The organism is Terriglobus saanensis SP1PR4 (assembly GCF_000179915.2).
GTDB classification, from domain to species: Bacteria; Acidobacteriota; Terriglobia; order Terriglobales; family Acidobacteriaceae; genus Terriglobus; species Terriglobus saanensis.
In genome coordinates this window covers 343,763-361,721 of record NC_014963.1, presented here as the reverse complement: position 1 = coordinate 361,721, position 17,959 = coordinate 343,763, and the positions used below count along the sequence as shown (strand labels likewise).

17 protein-coding genes and 2 tRNA genes are annotated in these 17,959 nt (G+C 58.3%); 10 read left to right on the top strand and 9 right to left on the bottom strand.

All coding sequences use genetic code 11. The features are described 5' to 3' along the window. Positions 1-10: 10 nt before the first annotated feature. The 4 genes from ACIPR4_RS01540 to ACIPR4_RS01525 all read right to left on the bottom strand — a co-directional run bounded on the left by ACIPR4_RS01540 (position 11) and on the right by ACIPR4_RS01525 (position 2,493). The gene (locus ACIPR4_RS01540) at positions 11-601 is read right to left on the bottom strand and encodes a hypothetical protein (protein ID WP_013566885.1); all 591 of its coding nucleotides are present in this window, start codon (positions 599-601) and stop codon (positions 11-13) included. Continuing rightward, a complete protein-coding gene (locus tag ACIPR4_RS01535; RefSeq protein WP_013566884.1) occupies positions 591-1,631 on the bottom strand; it encodes a YheT family hydrolase in 1,041 nt (346 codons plus the stop codon). The genes ACIPR4_RS01540 and ACIPR4_RS01535 overlap by 11 nt, the downstream gene beginning before the upstream one ends. After that, positions 1,628-2,380 (bottom strand): DUF72 domain-containing protein, encoded by a 753-nt coding sequence (locus tag ACIPR4_RS01530; RefSeq protein WP_013566883.1) that lies wholly within the window; start codon positions 2,378-2,380, stop codon positions 1,628-1,630. Before ACIPR4_RS01530 ends, ACIPR4_RS01535 begins: the two co-directional genes overlap by 4 nt. Before the next feature lie 37 nt (positions 2,381-2,417). Beyond that, a tRNA-His gene (locus ACIPR4_RS01525) sits at positions 2,418-2,493 on the bottom strand. A 240-nt stretch (positions 2,494-2,733) separates the two neighbouring features. Between ACIPR4_RS01525 and ACIPR4_RS01520 the strand changes: the two genes are divergently transcribed. From ACIPR4_RS01520 to ACIPR4_RS01505, 4 genes are all read left to right on the top strand, one after another. After that, a complete protein-coding gene (locus ACIPR4_RS01520; RefSeq protein ID WP_013566882.1) occupies positions 2,734-3,972 on the top strand; it encodes an acyltransferase family protein in 1,239 nt (412 codons plus the stop codon). A gap of 49 nt (positions 3,973-4,021) precedes the next feature. Next, positions 4,022-4,549, top strand: a complete 528-nt coding sequence (locus ACIPR4_RS01515) for a DUF4112 domain-containing protein (RefSeq protein ID WP_013566881.1) — start codon at positions 4,022-4,024, stop codon at positions 4,547-4,549. 42 nt (positions 4,550-4,591) lie between these two features. After that, positions 4,592-4,668 (top strand) — tRNA-Pro (locus ACIPR4_RS01510). Between the two features lie 257 nt (positions 4,669-4,925). Continuing rightward, positions 4,926-7,271: a putative bifunctional diguanylate cyclase/phosphodiesterase gene (locus ACIPR4_RS01505; protein WP_187290234.1), complete on the top strand. Its 2,346-nt coding sequence runs from the start codon at positions 4,926-4,928 to the stop codon at positions 7,269-7,271. Here ACIPR4_RS01505 and ACIPR4_RS01500 read toward each other — a convergent pair. Then, positions 7,246-8,286: a YncE family protein gene (locus ACIPR4_RS01500; RefSeq protein ID WP_342612307.1), complete on the bottom strand. Its 1,041-nt coding sequence runs from the start codon at positions 8,284-8,286 to the stop codon at positions 7,246-7,248. The two genes, ACIPR4_RS01505 and ACIPR4_RS01500, sit on opposite strands and share 26 nt — an antisense overlap. Positions 8,287-8,432: 146 nt before the next feature. Here ACIPR4_RS01500 and ACIPR4_RS01495 point away from each other — a divergent pair, with 146 nt between their 5' ends. The 6 genes from ACIPR4_RS01495 (at position 8,433) to ACIPR4_RS01470 (ending at position 13,672) form a co-directional block, all read left to right on the top strand. After that, positions 8,433-9,203 carry a ThuA domain-containing protein gene (locus ACIPR4_RS01495; RefSeq protein ID WP_013566878.1) on the top strand — a complete coding sequence of 257 codons (771 nt, stop codon included), beginning with the start codon at positions 8,433-8,435 and terminating at the stop codon, positions 9,201-9,203. Then, positions 9,200-10,063 (top strand): ThuA domain-containing protein, encoded by an 864-nt coding sequence (locus tag ACIPR4_RS01490; protein WP_013566877.1) that lies wholly within the window; start codon positions 9,200-9,202, stop codon positions 10,061-10,063. Before ACIPR4_RS01495 ends, ACIPR4_RS01490 begins: the two co-directional genes overlap by 4 nt. A gap of 238 nt (positions 10,064-10,301) precedes the next feature. Further along, a complete protein-coding gene (locus ACIPR4_RS01485) occupies positions 10,302-11,018 on the top strand; it encodes an alpha/beta hydrolase (RefSeq protein ID WP_013566876.1) in 717 nt (238 codons plus the stop codon). A 65-nt stretch (positions 11,019-11,083) separates the two neighbouring features. Beyond that, the gene (locus tag ACIPR4_RS01480) at positions 11,084-11,857 is read left to right on the top strand and encodes an alpha/beta fold hydrolase (protein WP_013566875.1); all 774 of its coding nucleotides are present in this window, start codon (positions 11,084-11,086) and stop codon (positions 11,855-11,857) included. A 24-nt stretch (positions 11,858-11,881) separates the two neighbouring features. Next, a complete protein-coding gene (locus ACIPR4_RS01475) occupies positions 11,882-12,700 on the top strand; it encodes a hypothetical protein (protein WP_013566874.1) in 819 nt (272 codons plus the stop codon). 42 nt (positions 12,701-12,742) lie between these two features. After that, complete coding sequence (locus tag ACIPR4_RS01470; RefSeq protein WP_013566873.1) at positions 12,743-13,672, top strand: DsbA family protein; 930 nt, start codon at positions 12,743-12,745, stop codon at positions 13,670-13,672. A gap of 28 nt (positions 13,673-13,700) precedes the next feature. Here the strand turns inward: ACIPR4_RS01470 and ACIPR4_RS01465 are convergent, their stop codons facing one another. The 4 genes from ACIPR4_RS01465 to ACIPR4_RS01450 all read right to left on the bottom strand — a co-directional run bounded on the left by ACIPR4_RS01465 (position 13,701) and on the right by ACIPR4_RS01450 (position 17,932). Beyond that, positions 13,701-15,227, bottom strand: a complete 1,527-nt coding sequence (locus ACIPR4_RS01465) for a hybrid sensor histidine kinase/response regulator (RefSeq protein ID WP_013566872.1) — start codon at positions 15,225-15,227, stop codon at positions 13,701-13,703. Next, positions 15,212-15,634 carry a response regulator gene (locus ACIPR4_RS01460; RefSeq protein WP_013566871.1) on the bottom strand — a complete coding sequence of 141 codons (423 nt, stop codon included), beginning with the start codon at positions 15,632-15,634 and terminating at the stop codon, positions 15,212-15,214. The genes ACIPR4_RS01465 and ACIPR4_RS01460 overlap by 16 nt, the downstream gene beginning before the upstream one ends. A 5-nt stretch (positions 15,635-15,639) precedes the next feature. Further along, entirely contained in the window at positions 15,640-17,112 is a 1,473-nt protein-coding gene (locus ACIPR4_RS01455; RefSeq protein WP_013566870.1) for a sensor histidine kinase, read from the bottom strand. A 64-nt stretch (positions 17,113-17,176) separates the two neighbouring features. Next, positions 17,177-17,932, bottom strand: coding sequence for a hypothetical protein (locus tag ACIPR4_RS01450; RefSeq protein WP_187290233.1), 756 nt, complete (start codon positions 17,930-17,932; stop codon positions 17,177-17,179). Positions 17,933-17,959 lie beyond the last annotated feature (27 nt).

Sequence of the window (17,959 nt, the reverse complement as noted above, 5' to 3'; positions counted from 1 at the left end):
GGCGGCAGAGCTACTTCGAAGTTGGGTCCACGCCGCGCATCATGCGGGCTACCTCGCGGAGACCCGTGCCCCAGCGCTGCTCTGCCTCGTACCGGTCTACGCCGCAGCCCTTCACGTATACGGTGACGCCGTAGCCCTCCTGTACTCCGTCCAGGTCAATCACGGCGGGGCGCAGGACGAACTCTACCTTGGCCAGCGAGGCGGGCAGATCGCGGGAAAGGCGTTCCATCCGGTGCATCATCTGTTCCGCGCGGTGGCGGGAGGCGAAGATGCCGCGTTCTCTCCACAGCAGGTCGATGTAGCTCACCATCCCCGCCTGGGCGACTTCGTCGTCCAGCATGAGGTCGAAACGCGCGGCGGCGAGTTCTTCCTCTTCCATCGCCCACGCATCGCACTTCGTAGTGAAGACGGGCGACCGTGTCGCGTTCAGCGTTCGCAGGGCCGCCAATAACGCGGGATGCTCGTCTGCCTCGTGAATCTCATCGAGCGCATCCGGATCGGCGCGCAGGTCCACCCAGCGCAGTGCTCCATCTTCGCTCTGCCAAGGCACTTCGATCCACGGATCGTCTGCTGTACATTCCGCGCTCCACTCACTCAGCATCCATACGCTCCATGACGAACTCTCGAAGCAGATGCTCCGCCCAATACCCATCGTAGCCTTCCGCAGGCTCGGCCAGAAACGCGCAGTGGCCGCCGTGCTGTGGTTCCACCAGCGTGATCCACTCATTCGCCAGCAATTTCGCGCGCGTGGCTGCAGTCAGCCGGATGAACGGGTCGTCCCATGCGTGCAGCACCAACGTCGGCATGGCGATTCGGTTCGCGACCAGCGCGGCGCCTGAACGCGCATAGTAGTCGTTCGCCCCTGTAAAACCGCACTGAGGCCCCGTCACGAATTCATCGAAATCACGGATCGACTTCACCCTCTCCATCTTCATCGGCAGAAACACCGCGGGAAACAGGGCCCGCTTCCGTCGGTATCTTGTTTTCAGCGCTTTGATGAATCGACGTTCATAGAGCCAATTCTGTTTCAGTCCCAGCGCATCGGCGCTCTCGCGCAGGTCCATCGGCGGAGACACCGCGACCACCGCCTTCAACTCCGCAGGGGCCTTTGCGCCCAGTTCCCCTGCGGCTTTCAGCACCATATTGCCGCCCATCGAATAGCCCGCAAGCGCGATCTTCCGCATGCCGTGCGCGATCAGCCATTCCAGCACCGCGAGGACATCGCAGCTCAAACCCGAGTGATAGAGCGTGCCGCTCAGAGCGTCCGTCCAACCGCAGTTGCGCATGTTCATCCGCACCACGTTGCAGCCTGCGTCCCAAAGCTTGTTCGCATTGCCCACCACGTACTGCGAATGCGAGGAGCCCTCCAGGCCATGCACCAGCACGACCGTCATTCGTTCGGCACGCACTTCTTCCGGCTGCCAGTGACAGTGACAGACAATCCTGCTTGCAATAAGCGCATCGCTTCCGTGCCTCTCGCGCATCTCGGGAGGCAGAGGCACATCCACGAATTCCGTCACCGGCGCGGCCAGACGGCTTTTGCGTGGAAGGAAGTTTCCGACGATGGTTTGGAGGTGTCCGTTCCGCAACCACCACCGAGGCTCGAACTCCTGTATCAGGGCTGAGGTCAAAGCGCGCGCGCCTCAATCAGCATCTGCTCTGCGGCGAGCGGGCCTGTGGGCTCATCCTCATGTTTGAAGTAGACGTAGACCTCGCGCTTTTTGCTCAGCGCAGCGAACCTCTCCGCAAATGCCGTTACCGCAGCGTCCGCGTATCCACCCGCCATCCGCAGCCGATAGCAACTGAACGGAGCGGTGAAGCTCTCCGGCGTCTCAAGGTCATCACTCTCTGCGATGCAGACAGCTACGCCATACTCCTGCAACACCGCATAGACCTCATCGCAGAACCACGAGGCGTTGCGGAACTCAAAGGCAATCTGGCCCGCTCGCTTCATAGCAGGCAGGCTTAAGAAATCGCGCAGCCGTTCGACATCGCTTTTGAAGTTCGGTGGCAGCTGGAAGAGGACGCAACCGATCTTGCCTGCCTGTCGCACCGGCTCCAGTGAAGATAGAAACGCCTCCAGCACTTCGCCGCAGTCCTTCAATCGCTTGAAGTGCGTGATTCCCTGCGGGGCTTTGAAGGAAAAGCGGAACTCTGGCGCGCCCACAGCCGCCAGCCAGTTTTCCAGTTGCGTCGCAGACGGGAGCGCCCGAAAGGTGTAGTTCACCTCGCAGGAGTTCAGCCGCGTCGCATAGTGTTCCAGGAATTTCTTTGCCGGGACAGCCTTGGGATAAAACTCCGGCTTCCAGCTTGCGTACGCCCACCCGGACGTACCCACATACAAACCACCCGCACTCTGCTCTGTCTTCTTTATCTGCAAGAGGAGCCTTTGCCCACCGGGCGGGGAGGAGAAAAATTGGGGCGGCTAGAGGGATTTGAACCCTCGACATCGGGAACCACAGACCCGCGTTCTAACCCCTGAACTATAGCCGCCGTACCACGATCGATTATAACAGGATGCGCCGGTGGCCTTTCCGTTCCGATTCTCTGCTTCGGACGCGCAGTGGAAGGCCTGCCTGCACTTCCGGGAGACTTTTCCGGACACCCAGCCGTAATAAAAGCAGGTCCTATCCCCGTCCTATACGGAAACAATCTCACTTTCGACTGATATGCTTCGGCGATAGCTGAAATTCAGAACCAAAACCACTCCTATCTCTGGCACAAGCGAGACCCATGACCAACGATCCCACGATCTCCCGGACCATCGACACCGACGTCATTCGTACCGACTCCGCCGCGCGCACGACGCATAAACCCGCGCGCCTGCTCTCGCTCGATGTCCTGCGCGGCGTCACCATCGGCTTCATGATCCTGGTCAATAACCAGACGGGCGAAGGCGCTTTCTTTCCTTTGCAGCATGCCAAGTGGAACGGTTTCACGCCCACCGACCTCGTCTTTCCAACCTTCCTGCTCCTTGTCGGTCTGTCTACTGTGCTCTCCACCGAAGCCCGTCTCGCGCGCGGAGTCGCCAAGTCCACCATCTTCCTGCACACTCTGCAGCGGTCCGCAGTGCTCTTTCTCTTTGGCCTGATCGTCAACAACGCGCCTTTCTTTCATCTCCAGACACTGCGCGTCTACGGTGTGCTTCCGCGCATTGCGGTCTGCTACTTCATCGTCGGCAGCCTCTACCTTCTGGTGCGCGACCTGAAGCAGCGCGCCTTTATCCTTGCCGCCGCAGCCGCGGCATGCCTCGTCGGCTACTGGGCGTTGATGCGCTTCATCCCCATCCCGGGCTTCGGTACGCCGACGCACGAGATACCGATCAACGATCCCGATGGCAATCTGGTCGCCTACATCGACCGCCACATCTTCAGCGCGTCGCATCTCTACGAAAAGACCCGCGATCCCGAAGGCCTGCTTTCCACCATTCCCGCCGTGGCGACTGCTCTCTTCGGTATCCTTGCCGGGATCTGGCTCCGCACCTCGCGCTCCACGATGCAGAAAGCCAAAGGCATCGAATACGCGGGCATCAGCTTCCTCATCCTCGGTGGCGCTTGGCACCTCGCCTTTCCTATCAACAAGAAGCTCTGGACCAGCTCTTTCTCCCTCTGGGCCGGTGGCTGGAGCCTTCTTCTGCTCGCGCTCTTCATCTATCTCATCGATATCCATCGATTTGGCCGCAGGAAGAACGACCGCGCCGACGACCCGACGCATCCCACGATTTACAAACCGGCGCTCGTCTTCGGCACCAATGCGATCGCGGCCTACATGGTCTCCGAAGTGGGCGACAGCCTTCTGAGTGCGATCCACGTCGCCCCTGGCGTCAACATCAAGCGCCCTTATATCCAGATGCTCAACCACACCATCTCCAGCACTGGCCTGTCGTCGCTGATCTACTCGCTCACCTTCGTCGCCGTCTGCTGGCTGATCGTCTACCCGCTCTACCGCAAACGGATCTTCCTCAAAATCTGACCTGCGACCATAGATCTCGACGAAAACCGCATCTGAAATAGCAGACTTCATGCCTCCCACACAAAAACCCGAGATCCTCTCCCCCCGCACGCAGCGGGGGGCATCGCTCTTTAGCGACGAGAATCTCGACTATCTCTCGCATATCCTCGACGATTTTCTTCGGATTCCCGGCACCAATATCCGCTTCGGTCTGGACGGCATCATCGGCCTTGTTCCGGGGATTGGGGACATCCTCGGCGCAATGGCTTCGTGGATCATCATCCTCGCGGCCTGGATGCGCGGCGTCCCGAACATCACCCTCGCCCGCATGCTGGCGAACGTGGCCATTGAAACCATTGTGGGGTCCGTCCCCGTGCTCGGAGATGCCTTCGACATTGCGTGGAAAGCCAACCGCCGCAACTTTGCTCTGCTCCAGCGCACCACCGAGGCCCCCGTCACCGAAATCCGGAAGCAGAAATCCCGGGACTGGGGCTTTCTTATGCTTCTCATGCTCGGCATGCTCACGCTTCTTGCGATCCCGCTGCTTCTGCTGGCCTACATTGCGGGCAAACTCTTTGCTCTTGGCGCACATCACTAATACCAATACCGCTCACCCGCTAACTTGCTAAAATAGAAAGGTCGGGGCGTAGCGCAGCCTGGTAGCGCATCTGCTTTGGGAGCAGAGGGTCGGGAGTTCGAATCTCTCCGCCCCGACCATCATCGAATTTCCTTCCCAAAATTCGATGAGTAACCTTACGAAGGTCTTGAAAGCGCCTTCTATCAGGCCGTTCCTGCTCTAACTCTCTGCTATAACGAAACTTCCTTGGAAGGATGGTAGAGTGCGCGGAACTCTATTCGATCTCGTTTTGCTTCCGCTTCTGACGCTTTTCTTTGCAGTTCTGCAGGCGAAAAGGATGGAGCGACGTTTTCGTTTCTGGCTTGTTGGCTGGACATGCTTTCTTTTAAGCATTGCGATGTGGCAACTTTCGTTCGCTATTCTGCAAAACGGAAAGATTCAAGAGGCGATTCGTCTCGATACCCTCATACTGACCGGATTGGCCTTCCTGATTTCCTTTCTTCCCGAGGAGACTTCGTGGAAGATCTCCGCCCTCTATGCCGGACTTCTGGGCATCCCGGCCTTTGCCGTCACACAGGCTTCCCTGGCTTCCCACAACATCAGCAACCTCTGGTCTCTGGCTCTTCTCCAGGCCATCGCCCTGCTGGCAACGACGAGGCTTCGCCAGCGCCCGCGTTCCGGTCTCTTCTGGCTGGCCATCGCCCTCTCGTCTCTACCGGTCACGCTTCTCCTGAACCTCGGGTTTAAGGGTTCCGTCGACGAGCGCTACGAATGTATCCCGCTGCAAATGTTCGCGGCCTGCGGCCTTCTCTTCTTTGCGCTTCCCGCAAAGGCCCAGGCAGGCCGATGGATCGGCAGTGTGGGCTTCCTGCTCTGGGCCGGTTGCTACTCCGTCCTGTGCTTCTTCACGGGCCATACTGCCCTTCTCCTGACCACCTGGCAGATATGGAATATCCCCCGCTACCTCGTCGGATTTGGCATGATTCTCAAAGTGATCGAACAGGACACCGCAGCCCTCAAGGAACTGAGCGAGGAGTATCGGCTTCTCTACGAAAATAACCCGCATCCGATGTGGATCTTCGACTCCGTGACCAACCGCTTTCTCTCGGTCAACGATGCCGCCGTTCAAAACTACGGTTATACCCGCGAAGAGTTTCTCTCCATGACCATCTTCGATATCCGGCCGGAGAGGGAGCGAAAGAAGCTCGCTGCAGAGCTTCACGACCCTCAGCTTCTGAATAAGAACGTCTGGCAACATCGCCGCAAAAACGGTTCCCTCTTTGAGGTCGAGATTACGGCGCACCACGTCACCTTCCTCGGCAAGCCCGCCCGTTTCGTCCTCACGATGGACATCACGGAGCGTGAAGAGCTCAATCGCAGCCTTGTTCACAACGCCCAGCACGACCCGCTGACGGGACTTCCGAATCGGCTTCTTCTCGAAGACCGCGCACAACAGGCTCTCCTGCGTGCGCGACGCGAAAAAGACCTCGTCGCCCTCTTCACCATCGACGTCGATCACTTCAAACAGGTCAACGACACCTTTGGTCACCCAGTGGGCGACGAGGTACTGATGGCGATTGCCCAGCGACTCAAATCACGTGTTCGTGAGGCCGATACGCTTGCCCGCACCGGCGGAGAAGAGTTCACGCTCATCGTCGGCGGTATTCGGTCCGAGATCGGCGCGCGGAAGTTTGCCTCCATCCTGCTCGACATCTTCCTCCATCCGATCAAGCTTCCCGCACACGAGATCAAGACCTCCATCAGCATCGGCGTCGCTCTCTTTCCTGAAGATGGAGACACGCTCGAAGAGATCCGCAAGCAGTCGGACAAGGCCCTCTACCAGGCCAAGCGTCTCGGACGTAACCGCGCAGTCTTCTCTTCCGAAGGCCTGCGCGCGGAGGTGGATGAGACCGAAAAGATCGAAGCTTCTCTTCGCCAGGCCATCCACGAAAAATCGATCCAGGTGGTGTATCAGCCCATCTTCGACTCAGCCCGTCGTATCTGCTGCGTCGAAGCACTGGTGCGGATCGCTCCATTGCAGGCAGATGGAATCGGGCCGACGCAGTTCATCCCCATTGCGGAAGAGACGGGGCTCATCGTTCCGCTGGGTTTACTCGTGCTCGAAAGGGCATGCGAGCAGATTGCAGCGTGGCGTCGCGACGGGACGGGATGCGTTGAATTCGCCGTCAACGTCTCCTGCCACCAGATGTTTCAGACGGGCTATGCCGACCAGGTCCTCGCGACCCTGAATCGATTCGACCTTCCGCCTCAACTCCTCCATCTCGAACTCACGGAGACGACCATCCTGCGGGACTTCTCCGACATCGTGCAAGGAATGAACCTCCTCGCCGCCTCGGGCGTGCGCTTCTCCATCGATGACTTCGGCACCGGCTACTCCTCGCTTGAGCGCCTCACAGAACTTCCTATCGCCACAGTGAAGATCGACCGCTCCTTCATCCACAAGCTGCCTGGACACACAGGCGCTCTTGGCATCGTGCAGGCCATCTCCCAGATTGCGAAACATCTCGATCTCGACGTCGTTGCGGAAGGCGTAGAAACCGAAGAGCAGATCGAACTTTTGCTCGATCTGGACCGCCACAAGCTGCAGGGCTTCCTTCTGAGCCGGCCATTGAGTGCCGCGGAGTTCTCCGCGCGTGTTGCCTCAGGAGACCTCGTACTTGCGGAAGATCCCCTGCTGTCGCGCGAGGAGCCTTTGCTCAACGCCCCAATTCCACCTTTGTAAACACCGATGCGCCCTCGGACGAGGGCCGCGTCATGTTCCCCACAAAGACCGTACCCGCAGCCTCATCCACCACCACCGCGTATGGATTCCTTCCGGCAGGCTTCGTCGCCAGCACGCGATTGTTCGCGCTATCGATCACCGTCACACTATCGCCGTGGAAGTTCGCCACATAGATGCGCCTCCGCTTCGCGTCTACCGCTATACTCTGCGGACTTCTGCCGACCTTCAACGTTGCGATCACGCGTCCACCGTCGATCACGCTCACGGTGTCGTCCGCGTAATTGGCCACGTAGACACGATGCGTCGCCGCATCGACCGCTACGGCACTCGGAATATTACCCACCTTGATCACCTTGTGTTCGTGCGTGTCCATGCCCAGCGCCAGAATGTCAGCTGTGCCAGATCGCGTGACATACAACACACGCCGCTCCGAATCGATTGCAGGAGCCCAGGCGTGTACGCTGCCCACGGGCTCCCGTGTTGTCGCTCCGGTGGTGCCGTCGATGACGCGCAGGTTCGGGTCTTCATAACCCAGTAGATAGATCTTGTCCGACTTCCCATCGACAATCAGCGCATCGCCCGACCCCACAGGAAGCTGCCTGGAGGTGTTCGTCGCTCCGTCGATGATCGTCATCACACTGCTGAAGGTGTTCGACACGAACGCCTTGTTCGTCGCCTCGTTGACGCCCACGTAATACGGACGCCGGTCGGTCTTTACCGTGGCAACCACCTGGTCGGTCGCTCCATCCAGCACGCTCACGTTGCCGTTGCCGCCGTTGGCCACATACACTCGCCCAGTCGCGGCATTGACCGCTACACAGACGGGATGTGTGCCGACCGTCACACGCTTCGCAACGCCAGTTCTGCCATCGATCACCATCACCGCGCCGTGCTCCTGGTCGACGGCGTAGACCTTGCCTGTTGCCCGGTTAAAGGCGATGCCGTGGTCCGCAAGCAATGTTCCTGACTGCATGCCCGATTCCTGCCCTCGCGCAGCACACAGGAACAAGCCCATCCCCACCAGAATCCAAATCGAACGATCTCTCATGGACACCCACGCTATCACTGCTCCGCCTTATGAAGACAGGACAATTGCCATACTTCTCTTTTGCCATGAAGCATCTCTTCCCTTACCATTCCCCTCATCAGAGGAATTCCACGATGTCGAAGCTGCTCCGAAGTACCCTTGCGCTCCTCGCACTCGTCACCGCCTTCAGCCTTCCGGCACAAACGAAGCCGATCAAGTTTCGCGTGATTGCGCTAGCCGAACCCGGACAGGGCCTGCACCAGGGCTTCGTGGATGCCGCCATCGCATGGCTTGAAAAGACCGGCGCCGCGGAGGGTTTCGCCGTCGACTACATCCGCACAACCGATCCCATCAACGATGCTTACCTCGCTGAGCACAAGGTCTTCATCCAGCTCAACTATCCACCCTATCGCTGGACTCCCACTGCGGAAGCAGCCTTCAAAAAGACAATGGAGCAAGGAACGATCGGCTGGATCGGCTTCCATCACGCCTCACTTCTTGGCAAGTTCGATGGCTTTGAGATGTCGCCGTTCTTCCACGAGTTCATGGGCAACATCGTCTTCAAGAGCTACATTCCGGACTTCGCCACCGGCACGGTCCGCATCGAAGACGCCACCCATCCCGTGATGCGCGGCCTGCCTAAATCCTTCGTGGTAGAAAACGATGAGTGGTACACCTACGACCAGTCCCCGCGTCCCAGCGTGCATGTACTCGCCAACGTAGACGAAGACAGCTACACGCCCGCACGCACCGTCAAGATGGGCGACCATCCCGTCATCTGGACCAATACGCACTACAAGGCCCGCAACGTCTATTTCCAGTTTGGCCATCATGGCGAGCTGCTGCAGAACCCCAATGTAGAAAAGCTCTTTCACAACGCGATCTACTGGGCAGCAGGCAAATGAGGAAGAACAACTTGAACTCGTGCCCCATTCTTTCGCAGCCTTATCGCGAAAGAATGGGGGCATGCGCCAAGCGCATCTTTCGCTCGAAGAGCGATCGGGCAATACGTGGGCTTTGGTTTGTCGCCCTTGTGCTCGCTCTCTTTACCGTCACAGCCACCGCCCAACAACCCACCTTCCACGCCTTAGCCTTCTGGACCACCGGCGGCGAAACCGATCACTCCGATTTCGCTCGGCAGGCCATCGCCTTCTACACCGAAGCGGCCGCCCGCGATCACTTCGACTTCCGTGCGACCACGGACTGGAAGGAACTCAACCCCGAGACCCTCGCTCACGTCGATGTCGTTCTCTGGCTCAACGACCAGCCCCACACCGACGCGCAGCGCACGGCCTTTGAAAGCTATATGAACCATGGCGGCGGGTGGCTGGGATCGCATGTTTCGGGCTACAACGACAGGGATACCAAGTGGCGCTGGTTCGTGGATTTCTTCGGAGGCGCGGTCTTCAACGCCAACAACTGGCCACCGCTCCCCGCGCAGCTCATCGTCGATGTCCGAGATCATCCCGTGACCCACCGCCTCCCTGCCACATTCCTCGCGCCTTCGAACGAGTGGTACGTCTGGAAGCCCAGCGCCCGCGCGAACGCGAACGTCAAGGTGCTCATCAGCTTCGATCCCGCCAACTATCCGCTCGGCTTCAAAGACCGTCTCCTCTCCGGAGACATGCCCGTCGTCTGGACCAACACGAAGTACAGGATGCTCTACGTCAATATGGGCCACGGCGACAAGATCTTCACCAACGAGACCCAGAACCACATCTTCGAAGATGGGCTGCTCTGGCTTGGAAATATGAAGAAGCAGTAGGTCCCGTGCCCCATTCTTTCGCGGCTTTATCGCGAAAGGGTGGGGTCGCGCGGAGCGCACAAACCTGATCTCCGAGTAAGTTCACTTTGGGGCGACGTTCCTGATAAAAGCAGATCCCTTCGCTACGCTGCGGATGACAAAAGAAGCTACGCCCACCCGTGCACCGATGGAATAATACCCAGCCAGGAATGTCTTACCAAAAGGAACTCTCCCAAGAGTTCTTTGAAAGGCGAGGCGTATGGCGAACTTTGTTTTGGTTCACGGCGGATGGCGTGGAAGTTTGATCTGGAGGCGAATCGTTCGCCGGCTTCGCGCAGAAGGACACGAGGTCTATGCTCCGTCCTTAACGGGCCTGGGAGACCGCAGTCACCTCTCTCATGCCGGCGTCAATCTCTCCACCCATATTCAGGACATCGTCAGCCTCATTCAGTATGAAGACCTCAACGAAGTGGTGCTCTGCGGCGCCTCGTATGGCGGAATGGTGATTACCGGAGTGGCGGATCGGATCAGCGAGCGGATCGCGGCCCTGGTCTATCTCGAAGGCATCGTACCGCAGGACGGCGAGTCCGGATTTGCTCTGGCTCCAGAAGCTTTACGGGTGGCCGTCATAAATAACGCAGCGCTCCACGGCGGTTATTCCATTTCGCCCCTCACGCCTGACACAATTCCGGCGGATGGAAGAGATCCTTCGCCGGTGGATCATGGTTCACCACAGTCGCTTGCCACCTTCACGGAAGCAATCCGTCTGAAGGGAAACCAGAACAAAATCAAGACAAAGATCTATCTCATGTCCACGAGCGACCAGCTGGGCTTAGGCAAGTTCTACGATCAGGTAAAGAATGATCCCGCATGGATCCCGAGAGCTATCGACTGTGGACATGACATCGCACAGGAAAAGCCGGAAGAGGTAGTCGCACTTCTCAAGGAAGCCGCTGTTCTTGTACGGTCAAGGTAACGAGGCGAACCGTACAAACGGAATAAAAGCATCAGCCTGCGGTTCTTATTGATAGAAGGAAGCGCATGGCAAATTTTGTTTTAGTGCACGCAGCATGGCGTGGAGGTTGGACCTGGAAGCGCGTAGCTCGCCAGCTCCGGGATGCGGGACACGAGGTCTACACTCCAACCCTGACTGGCTTGGCGGATCGCAGTCATTTACTGCACGCCGGGATCAACCTCTCCACGCATATTCAGGACATCGTCAGTCTTATTCGCTTTGAAGAACTCAGCGAAGTCATCCTCTGCGGCGCTTCTTACAGCGGCATGGTGATCACAGGCGTAGCCAACCAGATCAGCGAACGGATCGATGCGCTGGTTTATCTGGACGCCTTCTTACCGCAGAATGGCGACTCCATCTTCACGCTCAATCCGGAGGCGATGCAGTTGGCCAATATCAAGAATGCTGGCCAATCCGGCGGTTTCAGCCTTCCTCCGATCTCCACGGAATTCATTCAGACGAATCTGCAGGACCGCGCCTGGGTCGACCGGATGAGTACACCCCACCCTATCGCCTCGCAGACTGAAGCCATCCGCCTGCGAGGAAACCAGGACAAGATTAAGACAAAGATCTATGCCCTGGCCACCGGTTGGGAGCCGAACGGGTTCCGCGGATTCTACGATCGGGCCAGTGCCGATCCGACCTGGGTCACCCGAACGATCGACTCCGGTCATGAACTAATGCTGAACAAACCGGAAGAGGTCGCCGAGCTTCTGAAGGAAGCCGCTGCGCTTGCTTATTCCAAACGACACTACATCGCTAAAACAAAGGAAGAGACAGAAAGAAAAGAATATGTATAAAGGTGTGCAGGAGCAGGGTGCCACGTGCTGCCAGCCACTTTATCTTTATCTCGCCTTGTAGCCACGGTGTTGCTTACCGTGGCTACAGCGTTTCTTTCTGGGCAGGTACCGCGCCAGGTTTACACAGCAAAAGGCGGAACGCCGGATACGCCCGTTCCACATCCGCTCTCATGGTGGACACAGAACCCGCTCCGGCTGGATGCAAGTGGCGACCTGATGCTCAGTAGAACGGCACCGGACGGACACATCGTTACCTCGGGAGACTATCGTATCCAGCAAAAGGTCACGTATCTCGGATCAATCTCCGGGCACCGGATCGTACAGATCATGACCACAATCGAACCCGGTCCTCGCCTCGTTTCTTTAGGTTGGAAAAGCACCGACATCCCTCCCACGCAATGGAAGAGCCTGTTAGTTAAAACCGGGAACGAGTACGAAGAAATCTACAGGCTGCAGTCGGAATACGGTACCAATCCACCACTGAAAGACGCTGCAATCTATGGTGTTGGGCCCAATGCCATTCTGGGAACATACGATCGAGATTCCGGAAATGGCGGAGGTTGCGACGACGGCTACTGGTGGTTCGACAAAGCGGGTGTGCACCTGGTGGATTTCTCTCCACTAGCGCAAGCAATTTATCGCGTCATTCCAAAAAACAGCGGCTACACTCCCAATTGCTGGGCGCTCCACCCGGAAAAGGCTGAACTGAAGAGTTGGGTTCAAGAAGGAGATCCGAAGTGCCATGCCTGCGGTGGTCTTGGGATGGTCGAGGCGCGGTACCGCATCGAGCACGGTATTGCGATTCCCGTTTCGGTCCGCTTCAAACCCGACGAGCAACCATAGAGATCAAGACCCACATGGCTTCGGGCTTGAAATAATGTCGCCATGCTTCACCGCACAGCGAGATCTTCGATCCTCTTCGCCCTGACTCTTCTATCCCTTGGTTCATCCCACGGACAGAGTGCCGCACCGAATATTTCTCCTGAGCTCGCGCACCGTATCGAGTCGATGCTCCGCTCCAAAATGGAGTTTCCGCCCGCTTCGAGCATCAGCTTCGGGCCACGAAGCGCGAGCGAAGTTCCCGGCTACGACCGCATTCAGGCGCACTTCAGTAGCAGCCTGAGCACCGACAAGGGAGACATTCCTTTGCTGGTGTCTAACGATGGCACGCGCGTGGCACAGTTCATGACATACGACATTGCCGTGGACCCGAAGCTGAAGCTTTCTACGGAAGATCGCCCGGCTCGGGGCGGGCCATTGGATGCTCCGGTGGTGATCGTCAGTTATGACGACCTCGAATGTCCTTATTGTGCGCGCCTCCATGCAGCGTTATTTCCGGCGTTGATGGATCGATACAAGAATCAGGTGCGGATCGCGTATCGCAGCTTTCCCCTCGAAGGCCACCTATGGGCCATGCACGCAGCGGTGGATGTGGATTGTTTAGGAGCGGAGAACGCACAAGGCTACTGGGCAGCCGTGGATCAGATCCATGCTCACGCAGGGGAGTATGGCGGCGCCGAACACTTACTCGCCAAAGCGGAAGAGGAACTCGATACCGTGGTAATCAACGAAGGTCATCTCTTCCATGTGGATGAGTCGGCTCTTAGAGCGTGCATTAAGAAACAGGACACAACGCTTGAGAATGCAAATATCGATTCGGGAAAAAAGCTGGGGGTCTACAGGACTCCGACCTTCTTTATCAATGGGATGAAGATCGATGGAGCCGTGCCGATCTCCTTCGTCTTCGAGATGGTTGACAACGCGCTCAATGCCGCCGGAGCGACTCCTCCACCGCCGATGCAGGAACAGCGATAGCGTGGTCTACAGCGTCAGGCAATTTACATTAGCGGATCTCTGTCCGAGGCTTAGACTCAGAACCAGCCACGACACCCAGCGCAGGGAGAAACAAACGGAACACCGTACCCGCGCCCGGCTTGCTGCGCACACGCATCGTGCCACTGTGCTTGGCCACAATCTCCTGCGAGATCCATAGCCCCAGGCCGGTGCCCGTAATCCCTTTGGTTGAAAAAAACGGCTCAAAGATCCGGTCGAGTGTGAATTGGTCCATACCGGAACCGCCGTCCGCCACGGTGAGCACAACGCCCCGCTCGCCCGTCGTCCGGTTGACACCATCGGCGGTCCGAAGAATCAGACGTCCGCCCTTCGTCATGGCATCCATGGCATTGCCTACGAGATTCGCGACCACCTGCCGGATCTCTCCGCCCTGCGCCACGACGCTGGCTTGCGTGCGAAACTCCCGCACCACCTCGATCTGCGCTCTCTGCAGACGCGACTCCAGCAAGGTCACTACCGTGTCGATCAACTCGCGCAGGTCGGTCGCGCCCTGCCTTGTAGAGCCGCGGAAGAACCGCAGCGTCTGCACCGTGATCTGCGAGACGCGGTCCAGCTCCTGCTGCGCCAGGTCGACGTAGCCACGCGCATCGTCCGGGAGGTCTGTCTGCATCACCAGATAGAGGCAGTTCGTGATCGCCTCCAGCGGATTGTTAATTTCATGGGCGATGGAAGCCGCAAACCGGCCAGCTACGGCCAGCTTCTCGGTCTGCCGCAGCGCTTCCTGGCTCTTCTTCTGGAGCGACAGGTCGGCGACAAAAGCCGCAAACTGCCAGGTCTCCGAGCTTGCCTCGGGATTTAGCAGGGTCACGCCAATGAGTGCGTCGATCGTAGTTCCATTCTCCGTCTGACAGACCGACTCGAAGGGCGCGGCATTCGAAATGCCATCGACAGTACAGGCCATCTGAGCAGGCAGGATATCCGCACACACACTGTCCACCACTACATTGCCGGAGGTAAGATCCTCTACCGACCGGCCGAGCAGTCGTGCAATGGCCTGGTTTGCATAAGAGATTCTGCCTTTGCCGTCGTTGAGCAGAAGCCCCATCGGCATCGCATCCACAAGATGGTGGAAACGCGCTTCACTGGCCCGCAGAGCGACTTCGGCGGCAAGCTTGTTGCGCCGACCGCTGGCCTCCTTCAGCTCACGTTCGACCGCCGGAACCAGACGCGTCAGGTTCTGCTTGGAGACGTAATCCTGCGCTCCGGCCCGCATGGAATCCACTGCGGTCTGTTCCGAGACCGCGCCCGAGAGCATGATGAAGGGGATATCCAGTCCGGAGATTTTCAGCAACCGCAACGCCTCGGGTCCGCTGAAGTTCGGGAGGTTGTAGTCACCAAGGACAATGTCAGGGAGGGAAGTATTCAGCGAGGCCTGCATCGCGGAAGCGGTCTCAACCCGAGTCATATCGGGCAAAAAACCATTCCTCCGCAAATGCCGCTCCAACAGGGCAGCATCGTCTGGATTGTCTTCCACCAGAAGGACCTTCAGATGCGGAGAATCTAGGCCGGCGGACATTCGTTCAGAACCAGCCAATACATTCCCAGCTGGCGGGTCGCCTCCGCAAAGTCGTTGAAGTTGACTGGTTTGCGAATGTAGCTGTTCACGCCCAGTTGATAGCTGCGCACTACATCCCGCTCTTCATCGGAGGACGTTAGAACCACTACGGGAAGCGTCCGCGTCGTATCGTTTTCGCGAATCCGCTTCAGAACTTCCAGGCCGTCGAGCTTGGGCAGCTTCAGATCCAGCAGAATCACCTGCGGCTTGATCGCATCCGGGCCGATGAGCAGATTGATGGCTTCTTCGCCATCACGGGCGACGCGCACGTCGTTGGCCATGTTGGATTTCTTCAGGGCGCGGATCGTCAACGCCTCGTGGTCCGGATCGTCTTCTACAAGAAGGATCAATTTCGTTGTGTCCGTCATTCCAGTTATCCTAGCGTAAACCAGAAGGTTGCTCCACTCTCGACCACACTGTCGGCCCAGATTCGGCCATGGTGCCGCCTGACTACCCTCGCTACCGTCGCCAGGCCAATTCCGGATCCTTTGAAGTCCTTGTCGCCGTGCAGCCGGTTGAAGGCCCCGAACAGCTTGTCTTTATAGTGCATATCAAAGCCCGCACCGTTGTCGCGGACGAACCACGCCTTCTGCTCAGAATCCCATCCAAACTCGATCTTCGACTCCGTCTTTTTGGAGCTGAACTTCGCGGCATTGCCAAAAAGATTCTCCAGCGCCACACGGAAGAGCTTCGCATCAGCCTCGGCCTGCAGCCCTTGTTCGATCACAAACTCGATTCGCTGTTCGGGACTTCCATCGACCACCTGCGAAGCCACATTCTCCGCCAGCGCCGTCACATCTACCGCTTCGCGCTCAATGTCGGCGCGGGTAATCCGCGACAGCTGCAACAGAGCGTCGATCAGGCCCCCCATCCGCTGGACACCCGTGCGCACGCGCTTGATATAGTCCTTGCCTTCCGCGCCCACGACTTCGCCGTAGTCCTCTTCCAGGGCCAGACTGAAGCCGTCAATCGTTCGCAGAGGCGCGCGCAGATCGTGCGAAACGGAGTAGCTGAACGCCTCCAGCTCGCGGTTCGTTGCTTCCAGCTCCGCCGTTCTCTCCTTCACGCGAGCCTCCAAAAGCTCATTCAGGGCCAGGATCTCCGCCGCCTTGCGCTCCACCTCCACACGAGAGATCGCCAGCTTTTCGGCCGTCAGCTCCGCGGATACGCGGAGATCTCGCTCCCGCGCAAAGTAGCGGAACATGAAGACGATCAACAAAAGATCGAGTCCACTGGCAAGTGCCAGGGTGTAGCGCGCCCGTTTTGCGGCTGCTTCGGCCTCGCGCACCCGCTCAGAGAGCAGACTGCGCTCCTCTGCCTCCATCTCATCCGCAATCTGCCGCAGATGGTCCATCTCGGCCTTGCCTGTTCCGGTCAATACCATCGCGCGCAGGGTGACGAAGTCCGCACCCGTTTTCCTTAGATCGTTGCCCTGCGCGAGAAGAGAAAGCCTCTGCTCCAAAACGGCACGCATCTCCTGCGCGTGCTCCTTTTGACCGGGATTGTCTGTGGTGAGGCGCTGAAAGTTATCTATCTCAACCGGAAGCTCTCTCTGAGCCTTGAGATAAGGCTCCAGATACCTGTCATCTCCAGTCAGCAGATACCCACGGCTTCCCGTTTCGGCATCCTTAGCGGAACTCATGATCCGCTCCACATGGCTGATGACCTGCCACGTATGGTCGACCCAGCCCTGACTCATCTGCAACGCCCGCACCGATCGCAAGGCCATCCAGGCATTCCCCGCGACAAACAGGATCGCGCCAATTAGAACCGCAGGGACGAGCGCCCGGTTTACCTTCGTTGCCATGGTGTCCTTGTATACGGTCATGCCATTCGCCGCTGCCATCTCTTCAACCTATCTCGTCTTGCCCCACCGCGCCACAAACTGCACCAACATCTACTTCTTTTCCTTAGGGACTAAAAGTCGTTCCAGCCAACTCAATACTCACCAAGGGTCCACCGACATACATCTGCCCCTGGATCCTGACCAACTCGGGCGAGTCGCCTTCGACGATCCAAACCCGCGTATCCGCTGGCCGCATCCCGGCAGCGGAAGCGACCATCGAGGTGATCCCGCCCAGCTCTGCCTTGACGCGAAAGATGTGGGCCGTCTTCTTCATCCCCGCCATGCGAAAATCCCCAGCCCCATCGGAAGTCATCGCCAGCTTCACCAGACGCCCCTTGCGCACAGGAGCCAGATAACTCACACGGAAGGCCGGCCCACCTTCCTTCGCATTCAAAAGAAGCGTCCCGAGCAGCCCGTTCGCCAGATCCTCCGGAAGCTGGGAATGGATCGTCTCCGCCCTTCCGTCCTTGTCCCGAATCGTCACGATTCCCGTAGCCATCTCTTCCGAAACATCGATCGGTCGGAAGAAATACGATCCTTTCTGCACGTGCCGGTCCCGCACCAGACGAAAGACTCCGCGCTGCGAGAACTCCGTGCTCTCGTCATCGACCGATCCGTCTCGAAACGTGTAGACCAGGTGAAGCGACATATCCGTCCCATGCGCTACCTGCTGCAGAGCGCCCTGCGCAATCACCGCCCCTGTTTCCGACCGCACCACAAGGGTCTTCTGCATGGAGCCCTGCACATGCCGCACCGGCAACGGCTCAGCCATCGCCACCTCGGCACCCCATAGGCAGAACACCCACAACCAACGCATCAAGCATCTCTCCAAAAGGACGCGGAAGTG

Bases quoted from the DNA above. Each gene is read 5' to 3' on its own strand.
- ACIPR4_RS01540 (WP_013566885.1), bottom strand. From the start codon at position 601: ATGCTGAGTGAGTGGAGCGCGGAATGTACAGCAGACGATCCGTGGATC.
- ACIPR4_RS01520 (WP_013566882.1), top strand. From the start codon at position 2,734: ATGACCAACGATCCCACGATCTCCCGGACCATCGACACCGACGTCATT.
- ACIPR4_RS01515 (WP_013566881.1), top strand. From the start codon at position 4,022: ATGCCTCCCACACAAAAACCCGAGATCCTCTCCCCCCGCACGCAGCGG.
- ACIPR4_RS01505 (WP_187290234.1), top strand. From the start codon at position 4,926: ATGTGGCAACTTTCGTTCGCTATTCTGCAAAACGGAAAGATTCAAGAG.
- ACIPR4_RS01500 (WP_342612307.1), bottom strand. From the start codon at position 8,286: ATGGGCTTGTTCCTGTGTGCTGCGCGAGGGCAGGAATCGGGCATGCAG.
- ACIPR4_RS01495 (WP_013566878.1), top strand. From the start codon at position 8,433: ATGTCGAAGCTGCTCCGAAGTACCCTTGCGCTCCTCGCACTCGTCACC.
- ACIPR4_RS01490 (WP_013566877.1), top strand. From the start codon at position 9,200: ATGAGGAAGAACAACTTGAACTCGTGCCCCATTCTTTCGCAGCCTTAT.
- ACIPR4_RS01485 (WP_013566876.1), top strand. From the start codon at position 10,302: ATGGCGAACTTTGTTTTGGTTCACGGCGGATGGCGTGGAAGTTTGATC.
- ACIPR4_RS01480 (WP_013566875.1), top strand. From the start codon at position 11,084: ATGGCAAATTTTGTTTTAGTGCACGCAGCATGGCGTGGAGGTTGGACC.
- ACIPR4_RS01470 (WP_013566873.1), top strand. From the start codon at position 12,743: ATGCTTCACCGCACAGCGAGATCTTCGATCCTCTTCGCCCTGACTCTT.
- ACIPR4_RS01465 (WP_013566872.1), bottom strand. From the start codon at position 15,227: ATGTCCGCCGGCCTAGATTCTCCGCATCTGAAGGTCCTTCTGGTGGAA.
- ACIPR4_RS01460 (WP_013566871.1), bottom strand. From the start codon at position 15,634: ATGACGGACACAACGAAATTGATCCTTCTTGTAGAAGACGATCCGGAC.
- ACIPR4_RS01455 (WP_013566870.1), bottom strand. From the start codon at position 17,112: ATGGCAGCGGCGAATGGCATGACCGTATACAAGGACACCATGGCAACG.